Annotated in this window: 18 protein-coding genes; 8 read left to right on the plus strand and 10 right to left on the minus strand. The window is 66.5% G+C overall.

The features are described from left to right. Window positions 1-153: 153 nt before the first annotated feature. A complete protein-coding gene (locus ACIQ7H_RS00270) occupies window positions 154-2,220 on the plus strand; it encodes an EAL domain-containing protein (protein ID WP_395787174.1) in 2,067 nt (688 codons plus the stop codon). 105 nt (window positions 2,221-2,325) lie between these two features. Here ACIQ7H_RS00270 and htpX read toward each other — a convergent pair whose 3' ends face one another. Then, the gene (gene htpX / locus ACIQ7H_RS00275) at window positions 2,326-3,204 is read right to left on the minus strand and encodes a protease HtpX (protein WP_395787178.1); all 879 of its coding nucleotides are present in this window, start codon (window positions 3,202-3,204) and stop codon (window positions 2,326-2,328) included. Between the two features lie 54 nt (window positions 3,205-3,258). On the opposite strand from htpX, the gene gluQRS reads away from it, so the two are divergent. From gluQRS to ACIQ7H_RS00300, 5 genes are all read left to right on the plus strand, one after another. Beyond that, complete coding sequence (gene gluQRS / locus ACIQ7H_RS00280; RefSeq protein ID WP_395787180.1) at window positions 3,259-4,200, plus strand: tRNA glutamyl-Q(34) synthetase GluQRS; 942 nt, start codon at window positions 3,259-3,261, stop codon at window positions 4,198-4,200. 82 nt (window positions 4,201-4,282) lie between these two features. Beyond that, complete coding sequence (phbB, locus tag ACIQ7H_RS00285; RefSeq protein ID WP_395787182.1) at window positions 4,283-5,023, plus strand: acetoacetyl-CoA reductase; 741 nt, start codon at window positions 4,283-4,285, stop codon at window positions 5,021-5,023. Between the two features lie 236 nt (window positions 5,024-5,259). Next, the gene (gene phaR / locus ACIQ7H_RS00290; protein WP_395787184.1) at window positions 5,260-5,811 is read left to right on the plus strand and encodes a polyhydroxyalkanoate synthesis repressor PhaR; all 552 of its coding nucleotides are present in this window, start codon (window positions 5,260-5,262) and stop codon (window positions 5,809-5,811) included. 121 nt (window positions 5,812-5,932) lie between these two features. Further along, on the plus strand, window positions 5,933-6,673 hold the full coding sequence (locus tag ACIQ7H_RS00295; RefSeq protein ID WP_395787186.1) for a beta-ketoacyl-ACP reductase: 741 nt from the start codon (window positions 5,933-5,935) through the stop codon (window positions 6,671-6,673). 43 nt (window positions 6,674-6,716) lie between these two features. Then, window positions 6,717-7,370 (plus strand): ACP phosphodiesterase, encoded by a 654-nt coding sequence (locus tag ACIQ7H_RS00300; protein WP_395787188.1) that lies wholly within the window; start codon window positions 6,717-6,719, stop codon window positions 7,368-7,370. Window positions 7,371-7,405: 35 nt separating this feature from the next. Here the strand turns inward: ACIQ7H_RS00300 and ACIQ7H_RS00305 are convergent, their stop codons facing one another. Next, window positions 7,406-8,164, minus strand: coding sequence for an SDR family NAD(P)-dependent oxidoreductase (locus tag ACIQ7H_RS00305; protein WP_395787190.1), 759 nt, complete (start codon window positions 8,162-8,164; stop codon window positions 7,406-7,408). A gap of 127 nt (window positions 8,165-8,291) precedes the next feature. Here ACIQ7H_RS00305 and ACIQ7H_RS00310 point away from each other — a divergent pair, with 127 nt between their 5' ends. Then, a complete protein-coding gene (locus ACIQ7H_RS00310) occupies window positions 8,292-9,206 on the plus strand; it encodes a LysR family transcriptional regulator (protein WP_395787192.1) in 915 nt (304 codons plus the stop codon). Between the two features lie 119 nt (window positions 9,207-9,325). On the opposite strand, the gene ACIQ7H_RS00315 is transcribed toward ACIQ7H_RS00310, so the two are convergent. The 8 genes from ACIQ7H_RS00315 to ACIQ7H_RS00350 all read right to left on the minus strand — a co-directional run bounded on the left by ACIQ7H_RS00315 (window position 9,326) and on the right by ACIQ7H_RS00350 (window position 18,820). Further along, entirely contained in the window at window positions 9,326-10,441 is a 1,116-nt protein-coding gene (locus ACIQ7H_RS00315) for a DUF1615 domain-containing protein (RefSeq protein ID WP_395787194.1), read from the minus strand. A gap of 308 nt (window positions 10,442-10,749) precedes the next feature. Continuing rightward, the gene (locus tag ACIQ7H_RS00320; RefSeq protein WP_395787196.1) at window positions 10,750-11,322 is read right to left on the minus strand and encodes a hypothetical protein; all 573 of its coding nucleotides are present in this window, start codon (window positions 11,320-11,322) and stop codon (window positions 10,750-10,752) included. After that, on the minus strand, window positions 11,316-11,861 hold the full coding sequence (locus ACIQ7H_RS00325; protein ID WP_395787198.1) for a hypothetical protein: 546 nt from the start codon (window positions 11,859-11,861) through the stop codon (window positions 11,316-11,318). The genes ACIQ7H_RS00320 and ACIQ7H_RS00325 overlap by 7 nt, the downstream gene beginning before the upstream one ends. 202 nt (window positions 11,862-12,063) lie before the next feature. Then, a complete protein-coding gene (gene phaC, locus ACIQ7H_RS00330; RefSeq protein ID WP_395787512.1) occupies window positions 12,064-13,128 on the minus strand; it encodes a class III poly(R)-hydroxyalkanoic acid synthase subunit PhaC in 1,065 nt (354 codons plus the stop codon). A 42-nt stretch (window positions 13,129-13,170) separates the two neighbouring features. Beyond that, on the minus strand, window positions 13,171-14,460 hold the full coding sequence (phaE, locus tag ACIQ7H_RS00335) for a class III poly(R)-hydroxyalkanoic acid synthase subunit PhaE (protein ID WP_395787200.1): 1,290 nt from the start codon (window positions 14,458-14,460) through the stop codon (window positions 13,171-13,173). Window positions 14,461-14,786: 326 nt separating this feature from the next. Continuing rightward, a complete protein-coding gene (locus tag ACIQ7H_RS00340; protein ID WP_395787202.1) occupies window positions 14,787-16,628 on the minus strand; it encodes a 3-hydroxybutyrate oligomer hydrolase family protein in 1,842 nt (613 codons plus the stop codon). 345 nt (window positions 16,629-16,973) lie between these two features. Continuing rightward, window positions 16,974-18,464, minus strand: a complete 1,491-nt coding sequence (locus ACIQ7H_RS00345) for an ammonium transporter (RefSeq protein ID WP_395787204.1) — start codon at window positions 18,462-18,464, stop codon at window positions 16,974-16,976. Window positions 18,465-18,481: 17 nt separating this feature from the next. Next, window positions 18,482-18,820 (minus strand): P-II family nitrogen regulator, encoded by a 339-nt coding sequence (locus ACIQ7H_RS00350; protein ID WP_395787207.1) that lies wholly within the window; start codon window positions 18,818-18,820, stop codon window positions 18,482-18,484. Between the two features lie 269 nt (window positions 18,821-19,089). Here ACIQ7H_RS00350 and ACIQ7H_RS00355 point away from each other — a divergent pair, with 269 nt between their 5' ends. After that, window positions 19,090-19,767, plus strand: coding sequence for a response regulator (locus ACIQ7H_RS00355; RefSeq protein WP_395787209.1), 678 nt, complete (start codon window positions 19,090-19,092; stop codon window positions 19,765-19,767). Window positions 19,768-19,770 lie beyond the last annotated feature (3 nt).

The following is a 19,770-nucleotide window of genomic DNA, read 5'->3' on the forward strand; positions in this document are numbered from 1 at the left end:
GCGGCAGTTTGCAGCAGGGCGTCGGTAGCAGGGAGCCGCACGCTCCCGCACCACGAAATTCAAGCACTCGGGAGTCCGTTGGGGGGCGGGTCCGGTGCTGGCGTACAGCACACGCTGCACGACAGTCCGCAATCGCAGTTTCAAGGGAGTTCGATGGCCAAGCAGGAAATCGTGATTCGGCTGCTGCAGATCGAGGACACCCTCGAAGACGCCGAAGCCATCATCAGCGCACTGCGCAATGGCGGCATCGCCGTCCGCACTGTGCGGCCGGCAACAGAACAGGAACTCAACGAACAGCTCGCCAAGCACCCGGTCGATCTGGTGATCGCCGCCTGGGGTGGCAAACAGATCGGTTTTGACAAGGTGGCGGAGGCCGTCAGGCGCAGCAACGAGCCGGTCGGGTTCATCGCCAGCTGCGGGCGCGTCGACGATGAAACCCTGGTCGGCGCCAATGCGCTGGGCGCCTTTCAGGTGGTGATGCGGCAGCGACCGGAACAGGTGCTGGCAACACTGCGCAACGCTTACCAGTCGACCGAAGCGCGGCGCAGCAAGCAGCGCCTCGAAGACGCGCTGCGCGAAACCGCGCGCCGCTGCGACGCCTTGATCGATTCCTCGCGTGATCCGATCGCCTATGCCCACGAGGGCATGCACATCCGCGCCAACCATGCCTACCTCGAGATGTTCGGCTACACCGAGTTCGAGGACGTGGAGGGCATGCCCCTGCTCGACCTGATCGCGCCCAGCCACGCCGCCGAGTTCAAGGGGCTGCTGAAGCGCCTGTCGAAAGGCGAGCCGCCGCCCGAGAAGCTGGAGCTGAAAGCCGTACGCGCCGACGGCATCGATTTCGATGCGGTGATGGAGTTCGCCCGCGCCAGCTATGAGGGCGAGCCCTGCCTGCAGATCGTGTTCCGCAAGCAGTTCGTCGACACTGAAGAGCTGCAGACCCTGCGCGAACGCGACCCGGTCACCGGCCTGCTCAACCGCCAGGTGTTTCTCGCGGAGCTTGAGAACGCTGCCGCGCGCGCCGAGAACGGGGTCAAGGATCAGGCCGTGCTGCTGGTCGAAGTCGACAACTTCAGCAACCTGCTGAACGATATCGGCCTGGGCCACGCCGACCACTTGCTGCAGGATGCCGGCAACCTGCTGCGTCATACCCTCGGTGAAGAGGTGCTGCTGGCGCGCTTTGCCGACCACACTTTTGGCCTGCTCTGCCGCAACAGCAGCCATGCCAGCACGCGCGACACTTCCGACCGTATCCGCATCGCGTTCGAAGGCCACATTCTCGAAATCGGCAGCCGCTCGGCTTCGCTGACGGTCAGCGTCGGCGGCGTGCAGATGAGCGAGAAATCCGGCCCCACGCAGCAGGTGCTGGGCAAGGCCGGGCAGTGCCTTCAGGCAGCGATCAGCGAAGGCGGCAACCGACTGTCGCTGTTCGACCCCGCCGCCCGCGACCGCGCCGAAGAAGAGCGCGTACGCAGTTGGGTGGCGCGCATCCAGCAGGCCTTGAAGTCCGGCGATTTCATCCTCTACTTCCAGCCGATCATCAGCCTGCAGGGCGACCCGACCGAGTTCTACGAAACCCTGCTGCGGATGAAGGTTGGCGACGGCGAGATCGCGCCGCCGCTGGCGTTTCTGCCGATCGCCGAAGAGCACGGCCTGATCGAGAAAGTCGATCGCTGGGTGCTCTCGCACGCGATCGCCGTGCTGTCGAAATCCAAGGGTGACAACGAGCGTCGCCTGCTGGTGAAACTGACCCCGCAAAGCATGCAGGACCCGAACCTGCCGGGTTGGATCGCCAACTTGCTGAAGCAGACCGGCGTGCGCGGCGAACAGCTGGTGTTCGGTGTGCCTGAAACCCGGGTCATGACCTATCTCAAAGGCGCCAAGGAGTTCCAGCGCGCGGTCGCCAAGATGGGCTGCGGCCTGTGTCTGGAGCAGTTCGGCGCCAGCACCCACTCGCTCGACGTGCTCAAGCACCTCGACCCCAGCATGCTCAAGCTCGACCGCAGCCTGACCGAAGACCTGGGCCGCAACAGCGAGCACCAGGCCAAGGTGCGTGAGCTGGCCAGTCGCGCGACCGATCTCGGCAAAACAGCCATTGCCGAGTTCGTGCAGGACGCCGCCACCATGACCGTGCTGTTCACCAGTTCGGTGCACTACGTGCAGGGCAATTTCCTCGCCCCGCCCAGCCCGGACATGAACTACGACTTCGGCGGCTGATTCGACCTCGACCGACAAACGCACAAGGCCCGGATCGCTCCGGGCCTTGTGCTTTTCAGGCAGCAGACCTCGCGCCCAGTTCAGGTCTGAATTCGCGCCGCTCGATCAGACTCCGCGACGCAGCGCCTCGATGCGCTCAGGCAGCGGCGGATGGCTCATGAACAGGCGCTGGAAACCCGCCGCCATGTGGCCGGAGATACCGAACGCGGCGACTTCCTTCGGCAGCGTGTTCTCACCGTGCTGCGACTGCAGACGCTCCAGCGCGGCGATCATCTTCTGCCGCCCGGCCAGCTTGGCGCCGCCCTCGTCGGCGCGGAACTCGCGGTGACGCGAGAACGCCATCGCGATCATCGAGGCCAGCACACCCAGTACCACCTGCGCGACCAGGCTGACCACGATGAAGCCGATCCCGCCCTCGCGCTCGTTGCGGAACACCACCTGGTCGACGAAGCGACCGATCAGCCGCGACAGCACGATCACGAAGGTGTTCAGCACGCCCTGCAGCAGGGCCATGGTGACCATATCGCCATTGGCCACGTGGGCGACCTCGTGCGCGAGCACAGCCTCGGCCTCATCGCGGCTCATCCCGCGCAGCAATCCGGTGGAAACCGCCACCAGCGAGTTGTTGCGGCTGGGGCCGGTGGCGAAGGCATTGATCTCCGGCGCCTCGTACACGGCCACCTCGGGCGTCTTGATCCCGGCCTGTTCGGCCTGACGCTTTACCGTCGCCAGCAGCCAAGCTTCCATTTCGTTGCGCGGCTGCTCGATCACCACCGCGCCGGTGCTGCGCTTGGCAACCCATTTCGACATCGCCAGGGAGATGAATGAACCGGCAAAACCGACCACGGCGGCGAACACGAGCAGACCCGGCAGGCTCTGGCCACGCGCCGCCATTTGAGCATCGATGCCGAGCAGATTGAGTACGATGCCAGCGACCAACAGCACCGCGATGTTGGTCGCCAGGAACAGGGCGATACGCTTCATGGATGACACCTCGGTTTGGAACGGGAGGCCCGCGCGCGCGGGTTGGTGCAAGTGATGGGGGAGGCGGCGACGATTTCAAGCTTCAGCCCGCGCGAAGATTCAACCTATATCGGCCGCTTCGCGCCGTCGCCAACCGGCCCGCTGCACCTCGGCTCGTTGCTGGCCGCCTTCGGCAGCTGGCTGATGGCGCGGGCCGAAAACGGCCGCTGGCTGCTGCGGATCGAGGACATCGACCCGCCACGCGAAGTGCCGGGTGCGGCCGCCGCGCAGATCGCCTGCCTGCGTGCACACGGCCTTCACCCTGACGCCGAAATCAGCTACCAGCACGCGCGCAGCGCGCACTATCAGGCCGCGGTCGATCAGCTGCTTGATCAGGGCCGCGCCTTCGAGTGCCGCTGCAGCCGCAGCGATCTCGCCGACAGCGGCGGGATCCATCGAGCCTGCGTAGCGCGGCCGTCTGGGCACGCGCCAGCGATCAGGCTGCGGGTAGCCGATGGCGCGTCCAGCCGGATCGCATTTGACGATGCCATCCAGGGGCGTTTCGAGCAGGCGGCCGCTGCGGTCTGCGGCGATTTCGTGCTCAAACGCGCCGACGGGCTGTGGGCCTATCAATTGGCGGTGGTGGTCGACGATGCAGCCCAAGGCGTGACCGAAGTGGTGCGCGGCGCCGATCTGCTCGACTCGACGCCGCGGCAAATCCTGCTGCAGCACGCGCTAGGCCTGCCCACGCCGCGCTATGCGCATCTGCCGCTGGTGGTCGGCAGCGATGGCGCCAAACTGTCGAAGTCACTGCAAGCGCTAGCGGTCGATGCCGCCGATCCCCTGCCTGCGCTGCGCTGGTGCTGGGCGACCTTGGGTCAGGATCCGACGGCGCTGGTCCACGCGCATGCGCCTGAACAACTGCTGCGCATCGCGACAGCACGCTTCGAGCGCCAGCTGATTCCGAGTTCGGCGCGAATTGCCGACGGTCAATCCACTGCAGTTTCGCGCATGTAAACTCGGGCGGCTGGCGCGGTATCGGCACGCGTGCGGCGCTGCACCCAAACCAAAAATCCGCCGGACACCACGGGAGAGGAAAATGACAGCACGCGTTGCGCTGGTAACGGGCGGTACGGGCGGAATCGGCACGGCGATCTGCAAGCGCCTGGCCCAGGCGGGCCACAAGGTCGCGACCAACTACCGCAACGAGGCCAAGGCCCGCGAGTGGCAGGCCGCGCTCAAGGCCGAGGGTTTCGACATCGCGATCGTGCCCGGTGACATCGGCAGCCCAGAGGGCGGCGCCGGCATCGCCCAGGCAGTGGCCGGCGCACTCGGGCCCATCGAGGTGCTGATCAACAACGCCGGTATCACCCGCGATGGCACCTTCCATCGGATGAGCGCCGAACAGTGGCATGACGTCATCAATACCAATCTGAACTCGTGCTTCAACATGACCCGGCCGGTGATCGACGGCATGCGCGACCGCAAGTGGGGCCGCATCGTCCAGATCAGCTCGATCAACGGTCTCAAAGGTCAGTACGGCCAGGCCAACTACGCCGCGGCCAAGGCCGGCATGCACGGCTTCACGATTTCGCTGGCGCGTGAAAACGCCAAGCTGGGGGTCACCGTCAACACCGTGTCGCCGGGCTATGTCGCCACCGACATGGTGATGGCCGTGCCGGAGGAGGTGCGCGCCAAGATCGTCGCCGACATCCCTACCGGCCGCCTCGGCAAGCCGGAAGAAATCGCCTACGCGGTGGCGTTTCTGGTGTCGGAGGAGGCCGCTTGGATCACCGGCTCCAATCTCGACATCAACGGCGGCCACCACATGGGCTGGTAACATGTGAAACTATCGACCGGCGGCGACCCTCACGGGTCGCACCGGTCGTAGCGCACGATGCATCCGGATCAGGTCAGCGCGGCTTGGGCGGCACTTTCGCCCATGCCGCATTCCGTGACCATCGCCCCGGATAGCCCAGGAAGGGCGCATGCCATCCTCCACCGTTCCGTGGCGGTGCAGCTCCTCGAACCGGAGCAGCCGCACGGCTGACGCACAACGACAGAGCATCGACGCCCATGCCCAAGCCCCGGGTCATCAAGAAGTATCCGAACCGTCGCCTCTACGACACCGAGATTTCGAGTTACATCACCCTGGAAGACGTGCGCCAGCTGATCGTGGACGGCGAAGAAGTCGAAGTGCGCGATGCCAAGACCGGCGATGACCTGTCGCGCTCGGTACTGCTGCAGATCATCTCCGAGCACGAGGAGAAGGGAAACCCGATGTTCAGCACCCAGCTGCTGAGCCAGGTGATCCGCTTCTACGGCGACAGCCTGCAGGGTTTCATGGGCAGCTATCTGGAGCGCAGCATGCAGCTGTTCCTGGACCAGCAGCACCAGTTCCGCAGCCAGCTCAACAACCTGCTTGGCAAAACGCCGTGGTCGATGCTGAACCAGCTGACCGAGCGCAATCTGGATATGTGGAAGAATTTCCAGGAAGGCATCATCAAGCCCGGCGGCCTGGGTGGCTTGGGCGGTCCCGGCGGCATCGATCCCACCGCCAAGCCGAAACCCGACGCACCCGCTGAGACACCGGCAGGCACCCCACCGAATCGCAACCGCACGCGCTGAGTTTCAGCCGGCACGCCTATCGTCACACACCCACGCGGGCGGCTTCGGCCGCCCGCCTGCGTTTCAACCCAACCACGGCGCCTGCGCCGCACCAGCACCGCGAACGCGGTGAGGACACTCAATGACCCAGCGCATCGCCCTCGTCAGCGGCGGCCTTGGCGGCATCGGCACCGCCATCTGCCAGTCACTCGCCGCCAGCGGACATCACGTGATCGCCGCCGATCTCAAACCGAGCGATGAACGCATCGCCGCACTGCGCGCCCTGCCCGGCCTCATCGAGGCCGAGGCGATCGACCTTGATGTCGGCGATGCCGACGCCTGCGCACAGGCAGTCGCCGACATCGTCAGCCGCCACGGCCGGCTTGATGTGCTGGTCAACAGCGCTGGCATCACCCGCGACAGCACCCTGCGCAAAATGGAGCGCGCGCACTGGGATGCCGTGCTGGATGTGAACCTCGGCGGCCTGTTCAACCTGTGCAAGCCGGCGATCGAACCGATGATTGCCCAGGGCTATGGGCGCATCGTCAACATCAGCTCGATCAACGGCCAGACCGGCCAGTTCGGCCAGACCAACTACGCCGCCGCCAAGGCCGGCGTGCACGGCTTCAGCATGGCGCTGGCGCGTGAAGTGGCGGCCAAGGGCATCACCGTCAACTCGGTGGCGCCAGGCTACTGCGATACGCCGATGGTGCAGACCATTCCCGCCGCGATGCGCGAGAAGATCCTCGAACAGATCCCGGTCGGGCGGATCGCCCAACCGATCGATATCGCCCGCGTGGTCGATTTTCTGGCGGCCGAGGGCTCGGGCTACATCACCGGCGCGATGCTGCCGGTCAACGGCGGCCTGTTCATCAGCTTTTGAGCCCCGCTGACCGGCCCAGCCGACCGCACCGCTACTTCGGCCCATGAACTACCTCGCCCATCTCTATCTTGCCCAGCACAGCGACGAAGCCATGCTCGGCGCGATGTTGGGCGACTTCGTCGGCGGCTCGAATCTGGGCGACTATCCGCCGGCGGTGCGTCGCGAGATCCAGGAGCACCGCCGCATCGACAGCTACACCGATGCGCACCCGGATGTGCTCGCCATCAGGGCGCTGTTTCCGCAGGGCCCACGTCGCTATGCCGGCATCCTGCTGGATGTCTACTTCGACCACCTGCTGGCGCGCGACTGGCCCGCGCATCACCCGCAGCCGCTGGATGAGTTCAGCCGCCGCGCCTATCGCGTACTGCTGCAACACGCCAGCCACTTGCCCGACCGCCTGCGAACGATCGCGCCACTGATGACGGCGGGCGACTGGCTGGGCAGCTACCGGGCGCGGGCAACGGTCGATCGTGCCGTCGAGCGCATCGCGCACCGGCTGTCGCGCCGCGGCGATCAACTGGTGCCTGTCTGCCGATCCTGCGCACGCATGAAGTGCAGGCCGAGGCGTGCTTCGCCCGCTTCTTTCCTGCGCTGGTGGGCTATACCGCGCAGGCCCGCGCTGAGCTCGGCTAGCGGGCAGTCAGGCGCGGCGGCGTGCGGCCGCGCGCGCTCCGGTGGTTCCTCAACTGCGCCGTAGTCAAGGCGCGCGACTCGGCGCTTGCGCTGCGTCGATCAAAGCTGCACACCGCCCGCCACTTCGACCCGCTGGCCGTTGATCCAGCCGGCATCCTCCGACAACAGCAGGGCCATGGCCTTGCCGATATCGTCCGGCTGGCCGACCCTGCCCAGCGCGGTCTGGCCGGCGATCATGGCGTTCAGCTGGGCGTTGTCGCGCACCGCACCGCCGCCGAAGTCGGTCTCGATCGCGCCCGGGGCAATCACGTTGACCGCGATCCGGCGTGGGCCGAGTTCAAGCGCCAGGTAGCGCGTCAGGACTTCAATCGCTCCTTTCATCGACGCGTAGGCGGCGTAGCCGGGCAGCGAGAACCGGGCCAGGCCCGACGAGACATTGAGAATGCGTCCGCCGTCGGCGATCAGGGGCAACAGCTGCTGGGTGAGAAAGAACACCCCCTTGAAGTGCACGTTCAGAAGCCTATCGAACTGCGCTTCGGTGGTGTCGGCAAAACTGGCGTGTTCGCCCATGCCGGCATTGTTCAACAGGTAGTTGAACTGCCCGCGCTGCCAGTGCGTGTGCAGCGTCTCGCCCACCCGCGCCACGAAGGCGGGAAAACTGCCGATGTCGCCTGCATCCAGCGCCAAGGCCTGGGCGCGGCCGCCCAGCGCCTGCACCTGCTCCACCACCGCCTGCGCCTCCGCGGCTTGGCTACGGTAGGTGAGGATCACATCCACTCCGCGCGCGGCAAGCTTCAGCGCGGCATCGCGGCCGAGGCCACGGCTGCCACCGGTAATCAGGGCGATCTTGCGGTTCATGGGTTTCTCCTTGGGGCAGCCGGGGGATGTGGCCGTTGACGCACTTTATTGGCGTCGGAAGCCGCGATAAACGAGCGATGCGCGGCCATACTGTTCGCGCCTAACAGACAATAGGAGCGCACGCCCCATGAATTCACTGGAAGCGATGCGCATCTTCGTGCGCGTGGCCGAGCTGTCCAGCTTCAGTGCTGCGGCCGAACAGCTCGGCCTGCCCAAGGCCAGCGTCTCGACCGCAGTGCAGCAGTGGGAAAGCCGGCTCGGCACCCGCCTGCTGCACCGGACCACCCGCCGCGTGCAGATCACCCAGGACGGCCAGATCTTCTACGAGCGCAGCCGCGACCTGCTGGCCGATATGGATGAACTGCAGAGCCTGTTCCAGGCCGACCCCACCGATCTGCGCGGCCGCCTGCGCGTCGACATGCCGCAGGCGGTGGCGCGCGATGTGGTGCTGCCGCGCTTGCCTGAATTTCTGCGGGCGCACCCGGCGCTGGAGATCGAGCTCTCTTCCAGCGACCGCCGCGTCGACCTGGTGCGCGAGGGTTTCGACTGCGTGCTGCGGGTCGGCGCCGTGGTCGAACCCAGCCTGATCGCGCGCGCGCTGGGGCAGTACCGCATGGTCAACTGCGCCAGCCCCGCCTACCTCGCCGTTCATGGCGTCCCGCAAACGCTGGAGGATCTGGCGACACACCGCCTGATCCACTATCAGCCCAGTCTGGGTGGACAGGTCGAGGGTTTCGAATACGTCGATGCAGACGGCAGCGTGCATGAGCGAATGATGTCCGCCGCACTGACCGTCAATGCCACCTTCGCGTACGAGTCCGCCTGTCTTGCCGGCCTCGGCATCATCCAGGTGCCATATGCAGGCGTGAGCGAGCATCTGGCGGCCGGGCGACTGATCGAGATCCTGCCGACCCATATCGCCGCGCCGATGCCGGTCTCGCTGGTCTATGCCAACCGCCGCCACCTGCCGCGGCGGGTGCAGGTGTTCATGCAGTGGCTGGCCGAACTGATGCTGCCGCGGCTGGAGCCGATAACGCGCTGATGACACGGACAGCGCCGGCCGTCTGCCGCCGTCATGGGCACGCGAGCGTCGATGGCAGCAGCGCATCTTGTACGGCTGCGGCTGCGAGCCATCACGATCCGACGCAGCTGCGAGCGCACTCAGCGATAGGCCCGATTGATGCACTGCTGATAGCGCGTCTGCACGCGATTGACGAACCACTCGGTGGTGAGGGTGCGGGTGATCTTCGGGCTCTGCAGGGTGATGCGCGGAATCACCGCACGCGGCAGCGCAGCGCCCGCCTCCGCATCGGCCTGCGCGAACACTGCGCGCCAGGTGTCGGTCTGTTCGAAGTCGAAACGATCCTCGCGCGCGAAATCGCGGCGGATGCGCGACTCGCTCAGGCCCAGCCGATCGGCAAGCGCGAAGGTCGCGGCCTGGGTCTGGCTCGGCCGACGATTGAGCAGGCCGGCATCCGGCAGACGCAGATCGCCATCCGGCACCAGATCCACCCCGCTCAAGCGCGCCACCGCGTTCTGGAAGGCCGCGTTGCGGCTGGCGTACCAGCCGGCATTGAAGTCGGCGTAGCGGTAGATATGGCGCGAATACGAGTTCGGATACTGCAGCAGATGGGCGATGCCGAAATACACACCGCCGCGGCGGCTGAACACCTCGTCGCGGATCGACAGCTCAACGCCGTACGGATAGGGCTGGCGGCGCGCATGCGCCTCGGCGAACGCGATCGCCACCTGCATCGATCCACCGGTACGCACCGGGTTGGCGGAGTCGAACAGGGTCTGCCCCAGCGGCACCCGCGCGATCAACTCCTCGAACAGGTCGCTCATGTCCTTCTCGGTGCGCAGCGCCTGCAGACGCTGATCGAAGTTGCGGCCATCGCCCGAAGGCAGGCGCAGCACCGCCGAGACCGCGAGCTTCGGAATCTTCAGCCGCGCCGCCCGGCGCTCGATCTCGCCACGCGCGATCCGCGGCAGATTGGGCACGGTCGGATTGGCGGAATACCCCGTCTCCTGCTCGATCATCGCCAGCGCCGCGCACAGGTTCTCGGTGCTGGGCAACAGCTGCAAATGCGTAAACGCCGCCTCGATATCCCGCGCCCAGCCCTCGCGCTGATCCAGCCGCGCCGGCAGCAAGTCGGTCAGCTGCACCCGCACTTCCTCCGCGCTGCGCTGTGGCTGCCGCGATGCGGGTGGGGTGGCACAAGCGGTGAGCAGGGCCAGGGGCAGCAGCAGGGCGAGGCGAAGGTTTCGGACATGCATGGCCGCGAGGGTACACGGTGCGGTTTTCGCGGCTCGATTGGCGATCTGCGACCGGCGCCAAAGACAGCTTCGGCTTGCCGGTTCATCAGTTGCCCAGAAGTCATCCGCGGAGCGCGGATTCGCGCTGGCGGAGGCCGCCCAGTACACGATGTCCACGAATACGGCCCTGTCCACGCGCCGTGGGCAGCGCCGATCCTGCGGACAAGGAGCTTTCGATTGTTCGCTTCAGTCCGCAGCCATGCATCGAAAGCCGCCGACATCCAACCGGTTCGAATCCAGCCACCGATCGGCACCGCCCCAAGACGCCATCAAGTGTCGTAACTGCCGTCCCATGGCGCCATGAATGCCATGTAGTTGCCCGGTAGCAGAGTGACGTAGACCGGATCGAAGGCTTCGTCCGCTTCGCAGTCTTCTTGCGAATCGGGAATCAGACCGAAATCCAGGCCGTGTTGATGCACGCGGAACGGCTTCGCCACGATGTCGCCCAGCACGAGCCCCGGCAGTTGTCGCAGCCAGACCTCGATACGCGACTGCACGGTGGGATTATCGGCGGCGACATTGCCAGGCAAGGCGGCAGCATTGCGGGCGCCGACCAGATCCGCGCGGCTACCCAGCGACTCGATGCGCGCCTCCAGCAGGTCACCGGCGGAGCTGAAGCGGTACAGGGCCAGGAACTCGCGCGAGTCCTGTGGCTTGGACCCGCAGGTAAACGGCGTGGTGATGAACACGCCCTCGCCGTTCGGCAGTTTCCCCACGAAACGACCGTGATGATCGTCATGCGGAATCACCAGCACTTCGGGCGGAAACGCAGCGTCGAGAGATTCTGCTCCGGACTGCTCCGAACGCGCGCCGAACAGTGCGCTCAACCAGTGCTTCAACATGCATCCAGCTCTGCTGGCACGGGCAAGGTCCCCGCGTCTCCCGATGTCGGCGGGGGTGGCGGAGGCGGGATGATGTCGATACGAGCCGACGGCCACTCTCCGAAGCACGCTTCCAAGGTGGCGTGGCCATCGATGACTCGGCGCAGGCGCTCGATCTTCTGGGGTTCAAAGAACTCTCCCAGCGGCAGCAGATTGCCGGCAGTTCCGAAGAAATCGTCAATGCCGGCGCTCGGCAGAATGGCGGCGTAGTAGTGCCCAAGATGCAGGCTCGATCCGCAGCACCAGAACGTCGAGTAACGCATTCTCGTGGGCGGCTTGGCGCCAAGCAGGACGTCCATCACTCGAATCGTCGCTGCAACCTCGCCAGGGGAACGCTCGCCTGAATCGATGTGCTCAGCGGCGACCAGCTGGAAAACAAATACCTGCTCTGCATGCTCCACGGTGTCCTGCGAAAGCGGCCCGAAAGCGCATTCGCAGGCTGGTGCGGGCATGCAGGCGGCGAGTCCAACAATCAAACCGAACAGGCGAATCCTGGACATCGGTCGAATCCTCGTGGTGAATCGGAGGGCGCAACTCGACGCCTGCTGCAAGAACCGATCGCTACCCGGCAACACGGTCGAGCGAACCCAGCGCGTCAAGGCCTATGCATTTTCAAGCGTCAGCAAGCGGCACGCACAAGGCATTCCAAGAGGAGCTCGGATCAGATCACCTCGTGCGCCCTAGCAAGTCGCTTCATTGCCATCACCGCTTCCTCAACCACTCCTCAATCGCCCCCGGCACCTCGCGCTGCGCCCGGCCGGAGACATAGATGCCGATGTGGCCGCCGCGGAAGCTGAGTTCGGTGTAGTCGGTGCTGCCAGCGACGGACTTCAGCGCCTTGGAGGCGCCAGGCGGCACCAGGTGGTCTTGCTCGGCGTAGATGTTGAGGATGGGGCAGCGCAGGTTGCGCAGATCGACGCGCTGTTCGCCGATGAACAGGTCGCCGCGCATCAGTTTGTTGCCCTGGTAGAAGTCCTTGATGAACTGGCGGAAGGCTTCGCCGACCTGATCGGGCGAATCGAAGATCCAGCGCTCCATGCGCATGAAGTTCTCGACTTCCACCGGGTCGTCCATCACGTCGACGAAGCTGACGTATTTCTGCAGGAACAGGCGGTAGGGCTTGAGCGTCAGGTAGCACAGGTTCATCAGGTCGGCCGGCACGTTGCCCAGGGTGTCGACGAACAGGTCGACATCCAGGTTGCGGGTCCAGCTGCTGAGCATGTTGTCCGGGGTGTGGAAATCCACCGGGGTGACCATGGTGATGAGGTTGCGCACGCGCTCGGGGTGCAGGGCGCTGTAGCACAGCGAGAACGCGCCGCCCTGGCAGACGCCGAGCAGGTTGATAGACTCCAGCGTGTGGCGCCTGCAGACCTCGGTGACACAGGCGTGCAGGTAGCCGTTGATGTAGTCGTCGAGGGTTTCGTAGCGGTGGCTGCGGTCCGGGTAGCCCCAGTCGATGATGTAGATGTCCTCACCACGCGCCAGCAGCTGGCGCACCAGCGAGCGATCGTGCTGCAGGTCGACCATGTACGGGCGGTTGACCAGGGCGTAGCAGATCAGGATCGGCACGCTGGCGGTGGGCGCACGCTCGCCACGGTAGCGGTACAGGCGCACGCGGCCGTCCTGCCAGACCAGCTCCTTCTGGGTGGCGCCGTAGTCGACATCGCCGACCTTCTGCAGGGCTTCCAGACCGGCCTGCAGCTTCTGCTGGGCGGTGTAGAAATCCTGCATGAGTTTGGCGGGGTTGAAGTCGAGCGGGCCGATCATCGTCGGCATCGGGAAGTTGGGCAATTTGTTATCGAACATGACTTAGCTTCCCTTGCGGCTGCGCGCGGGCGGCGCCTTGGGGGTGACGGCGGCCAGCGGCGGCAGCGATTTGCGGCGGGTGCTCGACTTCATGGTCGACTTGGCCGCACTCGTTGAGGAACGTGGCGATGACTTGGCGGGGCGCGGCTTGGCGGCATCGGCCTTGGTGACTTCAGCCTTGGTGAGTTCAGGCTTGATCGATTCGGGCGCGGGGGCCTCGGGCCTGACCGGCGCAGCCTTGGTCACAGCCGCGGCCTTGGCCTTGGCGAGCGGCTTCGCTGGAGCGACCGGTTGGGCGCGCGCGGAGGTGACGCGTACGGGTTTGATCTTCGCTACCGGCTTGGCGGCCAACTCAGCGCCAGCGGGCGCTGATGCGGATGCCGGGGCAGCTTCCGGGCGCTGAGCCGCAACGGCGGCAGTCGATGCGCCAGATGCCTGTGCCTGTGCCAGCTCAAGCTCGGCCAGCCGGCTCTTCAGCGCGCGCAGCTCGCGCTGCATTTCGTAGGCACGCTTGTGGCTGGAATCGAGCTCGCCGCGCGAGGGCAGGCCCAGCGATTTCAGCTGCTCTTCAACGATCGCCTGACCGCACTGGCGCTGGCGCATCTGCGCGTTCACCAGCTCACCGTAGATGTGCCGGTACTCGGCGCTGAGCGCGGCTTCGGCGAAGGCCTCCTCGGCCGCATCGACCCACAGATCGAACAGGGCGCGCGCGGAACCGAGCTGCTTGCCGGGCTCGCTGTGCGCGCGCAGCTTGGCCTCGAAACGGCCCATGCCCTCGCGCTGCACTTTCTGCATCAGGGTTGTGTAGCGCTCCATCGCGCTGTGCAGGTCGATCTGGCTTTGCGCGTAGGCCTGCAGACGCTCCTGGTGTTCGCGCATCAGGCCCAGCGGAGCCGAACCCAGCGCGCCGCGCAGCTCAGCCGCGAAGGCCGGCGAGCCGCCGCCGGAAAGCGGCGCCATGAACGAAGGCAACATCAGTGCGGGCGGCAGCATTGGCGCATCGCCGAAGGTCTTCTGCCACATCTGCAGGATGCCGTCAGCGTCGAGCTTCTGCCCTTCGAGCATCGGCATCAGCGCCGCCTGCAGCTGGCCAAAAGCCTTCTGCGCCTGAGCGAACAGATCCATGCCCGGCATCTGCGGTGCCGGCGGCTGTCCGAACATCTGCTGAAATGCTGCGAATGGCGACGGCGGCGGCGGCGGTGCCGGGCGCATCAGGCCACCCCAGAAGCCCATGACCTGCTCGGCGATGCGGGCAGGGTCGAATGACGCGAAATCCGGCGTTGCGGCGCTCATGAGCCCCTCACTGGTTCTGTAGGCGAACAGGTGGCCGAGGCCCTGCGCAGGCAGCGCGGACGGGCTTTGGCGAGTGCGCGGGATGCTAGCACAGGGGTGTGCAGCGACTTGGCGCGATGGGGAGAGAGAATGCGGACAGCGGGCGTGCAGCGGGATCGGCGGTCGCGGCGGGCACACAAGCGCTGCGCCTGCAGCGCAGCGGCGCCACACAGGTGAAGGTCTTCCATGCCGCGCCGTTCGGCGCTGTCATGCAAGCGCGGCGATGTCGGATGGGTTGGCGCTTTCGGGTTGTATTGACGTGCCTGCGGCCGCCGAAGCGAGCGGCATCAACCGCCCGGCAGACCCAGGTGTTCTGCACTCAGCGGTGCGACGCCCGCGGCATCACCGCCGCGGGCGCGAGATTGAATGCGCTTGCGCTCATTGATCGGCGTTCGGCCGGCCTCAAGATCCGCCCACAGCAGGTCCAGCGCGCGGTAGCCATAGGGCAGCAGCGGCAGGTAGCGGGCGGCCAGCGGCGGCAGGCCGAGGAAGCCGTCGAAGTGCTGCACGTGCGGCAGCTGCCAGTAGCGCAGTGGCCGACCCGCAGCCTCGGCCTGGGCGACGTAGGCCGCGCTGCTGAAGGCTTCCGGGATCAGGCCGTCGTCGAGGCCGTGGGCGACGATCAGCGGCAGGCCAGCGCGCGGTGGGCCGGCGTGGGTTTCGGCGATCGCGGATTTGAGCGTTCGCGCATCGGTGTCATCACCCGACCACAGCGCACGCAGGCAAGGCAGTCCGGCCAGACCAGGCACAGCATCGGCTTCCGGCGGTGAGATCAATTGCACGCCGGCCGAGGGCGGAATGCCCGAGCCATCGCTCCACCACAGGCCGCGCTCCACGCGGCTGGCAGCGCGCGGCTGGCCAGCGCTGTCGACCAGGGCCGTGCTGAACCCGCAGGGCATGTTCAGCGGGCCGCGACGCAGATAGGCGGAGGCGTAGATCGCACCGACCGAGCGCCACATTTCGAAGCTGACGCTGAGTGCACCGGCCTGCAGCGCATCCAGCGTCCAGCCGCCGCCCTGCAGCCGCTGCAGGGCCTCGGCGATCTGGCCTTGCCGGGTCGGCGCTGCCAGCAGTCCGCGCGCATGAGCCAGGTCGCAGGCCTGCTCCCACAGCGGGGCGGGCTGCCCGTCGCTGCGCGCAAACGGTGTCGCATCGAAGCGCGCATCGAGCAGCGCGCAAGGCATCAACAGACCCGCCTCGCTGCCGTAGTCGAAGGCCGGCCTGCCGGCATCGGCCACGTGCACGTTCGGCGCCAATGCCATTGCCGCATCCAGCCAGGGCTCTTCATCGGCAGCCGCACGCAGCACCGCCGCGCCGCCGTTGGAAACACCGACCGCGATCACGCGGGTGTTGTCGAAGGTGAACGGCGCCTGCGCCGGCAAAGCCGCCGACAGCTGCTGCAGGCCGAACTCGGCGGCCTGGCGCAGATGTCGGCCCCAGTCGGCTTCGGCGTGGTCGCCTGAATGCGCGTGCTTGATCGCCACCAGTGGCAGATCCGCGGCGACTCGCTCTACGCTGAACTCGGCGGGCGCGCTGCTGAGGCTGCCATCAAGCGCCACGCCGTCGCCGCTGGCGAGGTCGAACCAGCCGGTGCCGGCTGCCTTGTCGGTGTAGGCCACCGCACAGCCGCGCGGCAGGCCCCAGCCACCGGCCAAGGCGATCGCGCCGTAGATGCCGCGCGAGCCCGACGAGGCCGTAACGATGAGGCAGCGCGCACGCGCATCAAAGCTGTCGGGCAGCTGCAGCAGCACGCGGTGCGGATGGCGTGCGCCCGGCAACGTCATCAACGCCTGGAACTCGCGCCCGGGCACGCTCGGCATGCGGCCGTAGACCTCGCCGAATCCGCCGCCCGGGGCGAGATCAGCGATACCGCGCCAGTTGGCCCAGATCGCACGTCGGCGCAGTTCGACTGTCGTTGCCGCCTGCGGGTCCGCCAGCACCGGCGGCTGTGGGCTGCGCAGGCCCTCAAGGCCCAGCCCCGCGCTGAGCAGGTCATCAGCGTGCCGGTGCACGCTGACGCGAATGTCGGAACGCAGCATCGGGCTCTCTCCGGTGGTCGCGGGTGGACGCGCGGCGCAGGCGGCGAGCAGGCAGGCCAGCGCGAGGCTGGCGATTCGGAAAATGGGCATGCCGGGATGCTGTTCGCTGCGACCGATGCCGACCATCGTACTTTGGTCCAGCGCCGGGCACGCACACCGCAGGGCAGATGGGGCCGTTTGCATCAACGGGCGCAGCGCCACCCGCAGACAACGCACGTATTGGCCAACCCCATATCGAAAAAAGGAAGCGAAACCGGCTTGCACCGGCTTCGCTTCCCGACCCGACTGCCGCAGCCCCCGCGAACGACAGTCGTGCACCTGGCAACGAGCGCCCAGTGAGCTCATTGCCCTTGTTGCGTCGGCCCTCCGTGGCCGTTCACTTCCACCCCCAGAATTCCGCCGTCCGCATCCCCCGACGCGAGCGGCGGCGATGCTTCAGTTGTAGGCCGACTCGCCGTGCGAGCTGAGGTCCAGACCTTCGCGCTGCTCGTCATCGCTGGCGCGCAGACCGATCACCAACCGGATCAGGAACAGCGCCACAAAGGCCACCACGCCCGACCACACGATGGTGATCACCACCGCTTCGGCCTGGATCGCGACCTGGCTTGCGATCGAGAAGTCCTCAGCGCCGCCGCCGCCCAGGCTGGGTGCCGCGAACACGCCGGTCAGCAGCGCGCCAACGATGCCGCCGACGCCATGCACACCGAACACATCGGCGGTGTCATCGACCTTCAGCAGGCGCTTCAACCCAGTGACACCCCAGAAACACACGATGCCGGAGATCGCGCCGATCGCGATAGCGCCCATCGGGCCGACCATTCCGCAGGCCGGGGTGATGGCCACCAGGCCGGCGACCGCGCCAGATGCACCGCCCAACACCGAGGCCTTGCCGCGCAGCACGCCTTCAGCAGCCGACCAGGCCACCACCGCCGCCGCCGTGGCAAACAAAGTGTTGATGAAGGCCAGCGTAGTGCCACCGTTGGCTTCGAGGTTGGAGCCGGCATTGAAGCCGAACCAGCCAACCCACAGCAGGGAGGCGCCGACCATGGTCAGCACCAGATTGTGCGGCGCCAGCTGTTCACGCCCATAACCGAGGCGCTTGCCGACCATGTACGCCGCGACCAGGCCCGCCACACCGGCATTGATGTGCACCACCGTGCCGCCAGCGAAGTCCAGCGCGCCTTTCTCGAACAGGTAGCCGCCAGCGGCCCAGACCATGTGCGCGATCGGGAGGTAGCAGAGGCTGAACCAGATCACGGAGAAGATCAGCACCGCTGAGAACTTCATGCGCTCGGCAAATGCACCAACGATCAGCGCGCAGGTGAGGCCCGCGAAGGTCGACTGGAAGGCGACGAAGATCAGCTCGGGGATCATCACCCCGTCGGTGAAGGTCGCAGCGAGCGACTCGGTGGTGATGCCCTTCAGGAACAGCGCGTCGGTCGAACCGATCCAGGCATTGCCGCCGACAAAGGCCAAGCTGTAGCCGTACACCGCCCACAGCACGATGATCAGCGAGAACACCGTCAGCACCTGCATCAGCACGGACAGCATGTTCTTGGAGCGCACCAGGCCGCCGTAGAACAGGGCGAGGCCTGGCACCGCCATCATCACCACCAGCAGGGTCGATACCATCATCCAGGTGACATCGCCCTTGTCGACGGTGGGTGCAGGTGCTTCCTCGGCCGGCGGCTCGGCTACAGCAGGCGCGGCTTCGGCAGGTGCGGCCACCGCTTCGGCGACTGCAGGCGCAGGTTCGGCACCGGGTTCGGCAGCCGTTTCAGCGACTGGCTCAGCCGCGGGTGGCGCCTCGACCGGCGGCGCGGTGTCCTGCGCCAGCGCCAGCCCGGTGGAACTGGCCAGCAGCAGAACCAAGCAGATCTGCAGCGAGCGTTCGCGCAGTCGATCCAGCAATTTGAGCGTGGTCATCAGTGTGCTCCCTGCGCTCAAACCGCGTCCGCGCCGGACTCGCCGGTGCGGATGCGGATGACCTGGTCAATGGGGGTGACAAAAATCTTGCCGTCACCGGTCTTGCCGGTACGGGCCACTTGGCTGATCGCCTCGATCACGACGTCCACGCGGTCGTCAGCAACGGCGGTTTCGATCTTCACCTTGGGTAGGAAGTCGACGACGTATTCAGCGCCGCGATACAGCTCGGTGTGGCCCTTCTGGCGCCCGAAGCCTTTGACTTCAGTAATGGTGATACCCGACACGCCCGCCTGCGACAGCGCCTCGCGGACCTCGTCGAGCTTGAACGGTCGGATGATCGCGGTGATCAGCTTCATGTGTGTTCCCCTGCTTGCAGCTGGCGCATGTGGTGCTCCCCTTGATGAATCCCCGGGGAAGCCTGAGCACAGCCCGTGCCAACATGTCGCCTTGCAGCACTGATCAGGCTAAACAACTGATCTAAAAACTTATTACCTAAAACGCATAGCAGCAATTCGCCCCCGTTTGGTGCAGGCATCCGCCGCGTTCCCCGGTTTGGGGCAGCATCCAGCCGGGGCTGGACCTTTGCCCTACCGACGCCGACGAACCCAGCCGCTACCATCGGCGCATGAGTACCCTGCTGATCGCCGACGACCACCCGCTGTTCCGCGCAGCACTTGCCCAGGCGGTGCGCGGGCTGGATGCCTCGATGCTGCTGCTGGAGGCCGACAGCCTCGACACCGCCCGCGCCCAACTGGCCGCGCATCCGGAAATCGATCTGCTGCTGCTCGACCTGCACATGCCCGGCAGCCAGGGATTGATGGGGCTGGCCGCGCTGCGCGGCGAGTTTCCGGGCGTGCCGGTGCTGATGGTTTCGGCGCAGGACGACGCCGAGGTGATCCGCCGCGCGCTCGCCTACGGCGCGGCGGGCTACGTGCCCAAGAGCCTCGATCTGGCCGGCATCCGGCTGGCGCTGGATGCAGTACTGGCCGGCGAAACCTACCTGCCGCCCGCGCTCAAAGCCCGTGTCGACGCCCACCCCGCCCGCCAGGAAGACCGCGAGATCGCCGGCCGGCTCGCCCGGCTGACCCCACAGCAGATCCGCGTGCTGCAACTGCTGGCGCTAGGCCGCCTGAACAAGCAGATCGCCGACAGCCTCGGCATCCAGGAACGCACGGTGAAAGCCCACGTCAGCGCGATCTTCGAACGCTTGGGCGTACGCAATCGCACCCAGGCGGGGGTCTTGTTGCGCTCACTTGAGTTGAGCGACCCGGTGAAGCTGGCGGCGGCGGAGGATCGGGGTTAGCGT

Source organism: Aquimonas sp., from assembly GCF_044377145.1.
Lineage (GTDB): Bacteria > Pseudomonadota > Gammaproteobacteria > Xanthomonadales > Xanthomonadaceae > Aquimonas.

Coding starts and splice junctions, on each gene's coding strand:
- ACIQ7H_RS00270 (WP_395787174.1), top strand. CDS start 154: ATGGCCAAGCAGGAAATCGTGATTCGGCTGCTGCAGATCGAGGACACC.
- htpX (WP_395787178.1), bottom strand. CDS start 3,204: ATGAAGCGTATCGCCCTGTTCCTGGCGACCAACATCGCGGTGCTGTTG.
- gluQRS (WP_395787180.1), top strand. CDS start 3,259: ATGGGGGAGGCGGCGACGATTTCAAGCTTCAGCCCGCGCGAAGATTCA.
- phbB (WP_395787182.1), top strand. CDS start 4,283: ATGACAGCACGCGTTGCGCTGGTAACGGGCGGTACGGGCGGAATCGGC.
- phaR (WP_395787184.1), top strand. CDS start 5,260: ATGCCCAAGCCCCGGGTCATCAAGAAGTATCCGAACCGTCGCCTCTAC.
- ACIQ7H_RS00295 (WP_395787186.1), top strand. CDS start 5,933: ATGACCCAGCGCATCGCCCTCGTCAGCGGCGGCCTTGGCGGCATCGGC.
- ACIQ7H_RS00300 (WP_395787188.1), top strand. CDS start 6,717: ATGAACTACCTCGCCCATCTCTATCTTGCCCAGCACAGCGACGAAGCC.
- ACIQ7H_RS00305 (WP_395787190.1), bottom strand. CDS start 8,164: ATGAACCGCAAGATCGCCCTGATTACCGGTGGCAGCCGTGGCCTCGGC.
- ACIQ7H_RS00310 (WP_395787192.1), top strand. CDS start 8,292: ATGAATTCACTGGAAGCGATGCGCATCTTCGTGCGCGTGGCCGAGCTG.
- ACIQ7H_RS00315 (WP_395787194.1), bottom strand. CDS start 10,441: ATGCATGTCCGAAACCTTCGCCTCGCCCTGCTGCTGCCCCTGGCCCTG.
- ACIQ7H_RS00320 (WP_395787196.1), bottom strand. CDS start 11,322: ATGTTGAAGCACTGGTTGAGCGCACTGTTCGGCGCGCGTTCGGAGCAG.
- ACIQ7H_RS00325 (WP_395787198.1), bottom strand. CDS start 11,861: ATGTCCAGGATTCGCCTGTTCGGTTTGATTGTTGGACTCGCCGCCTGC.
- phaC (WP_395787512.1), bottom strand. CDS start 13,128: ATGATCGGCCCGCTCGACTTCAACCCCGCCAAACTCATGCAGGATTTC.
- phaE (WP_395787200.1), bottom strand. CDS start 14,460: ATGAGCGCCGCAACGCCGGATTTCGCGTCATTCGACCCTGCCCGCATC.
- ACIQ7H_RS00340 (WP_395787202.1), bottom strand. CDS start 16,628: ATGCCCATTTTCCGAATCGCCAGCCTCGCGCTGGCCTGCCTGCTCGCC.
- ACIQ7H_RS00345 (WP_395787204.1), bottom strand. CDS start 18,464: ATGACCACGCTCAAATTGCTGGATCGACTGCGCGAACGCTCGCTGCAG.
- ACIQ7H_RS00350 (WP_395787207.1), bottom strand. CDS start 18,820: ATGAAGCTGATCACCGCGATCATCCGACCGTTCAAGCTCGACGAGGTC.
- ACIQ7H_RS00355 (WP_395787209.1), top strand. CDS start 19,090: ATGAGTACCCTGCTGATCGCCGACGACCACCCGCTGTTCCGCGCAGCA.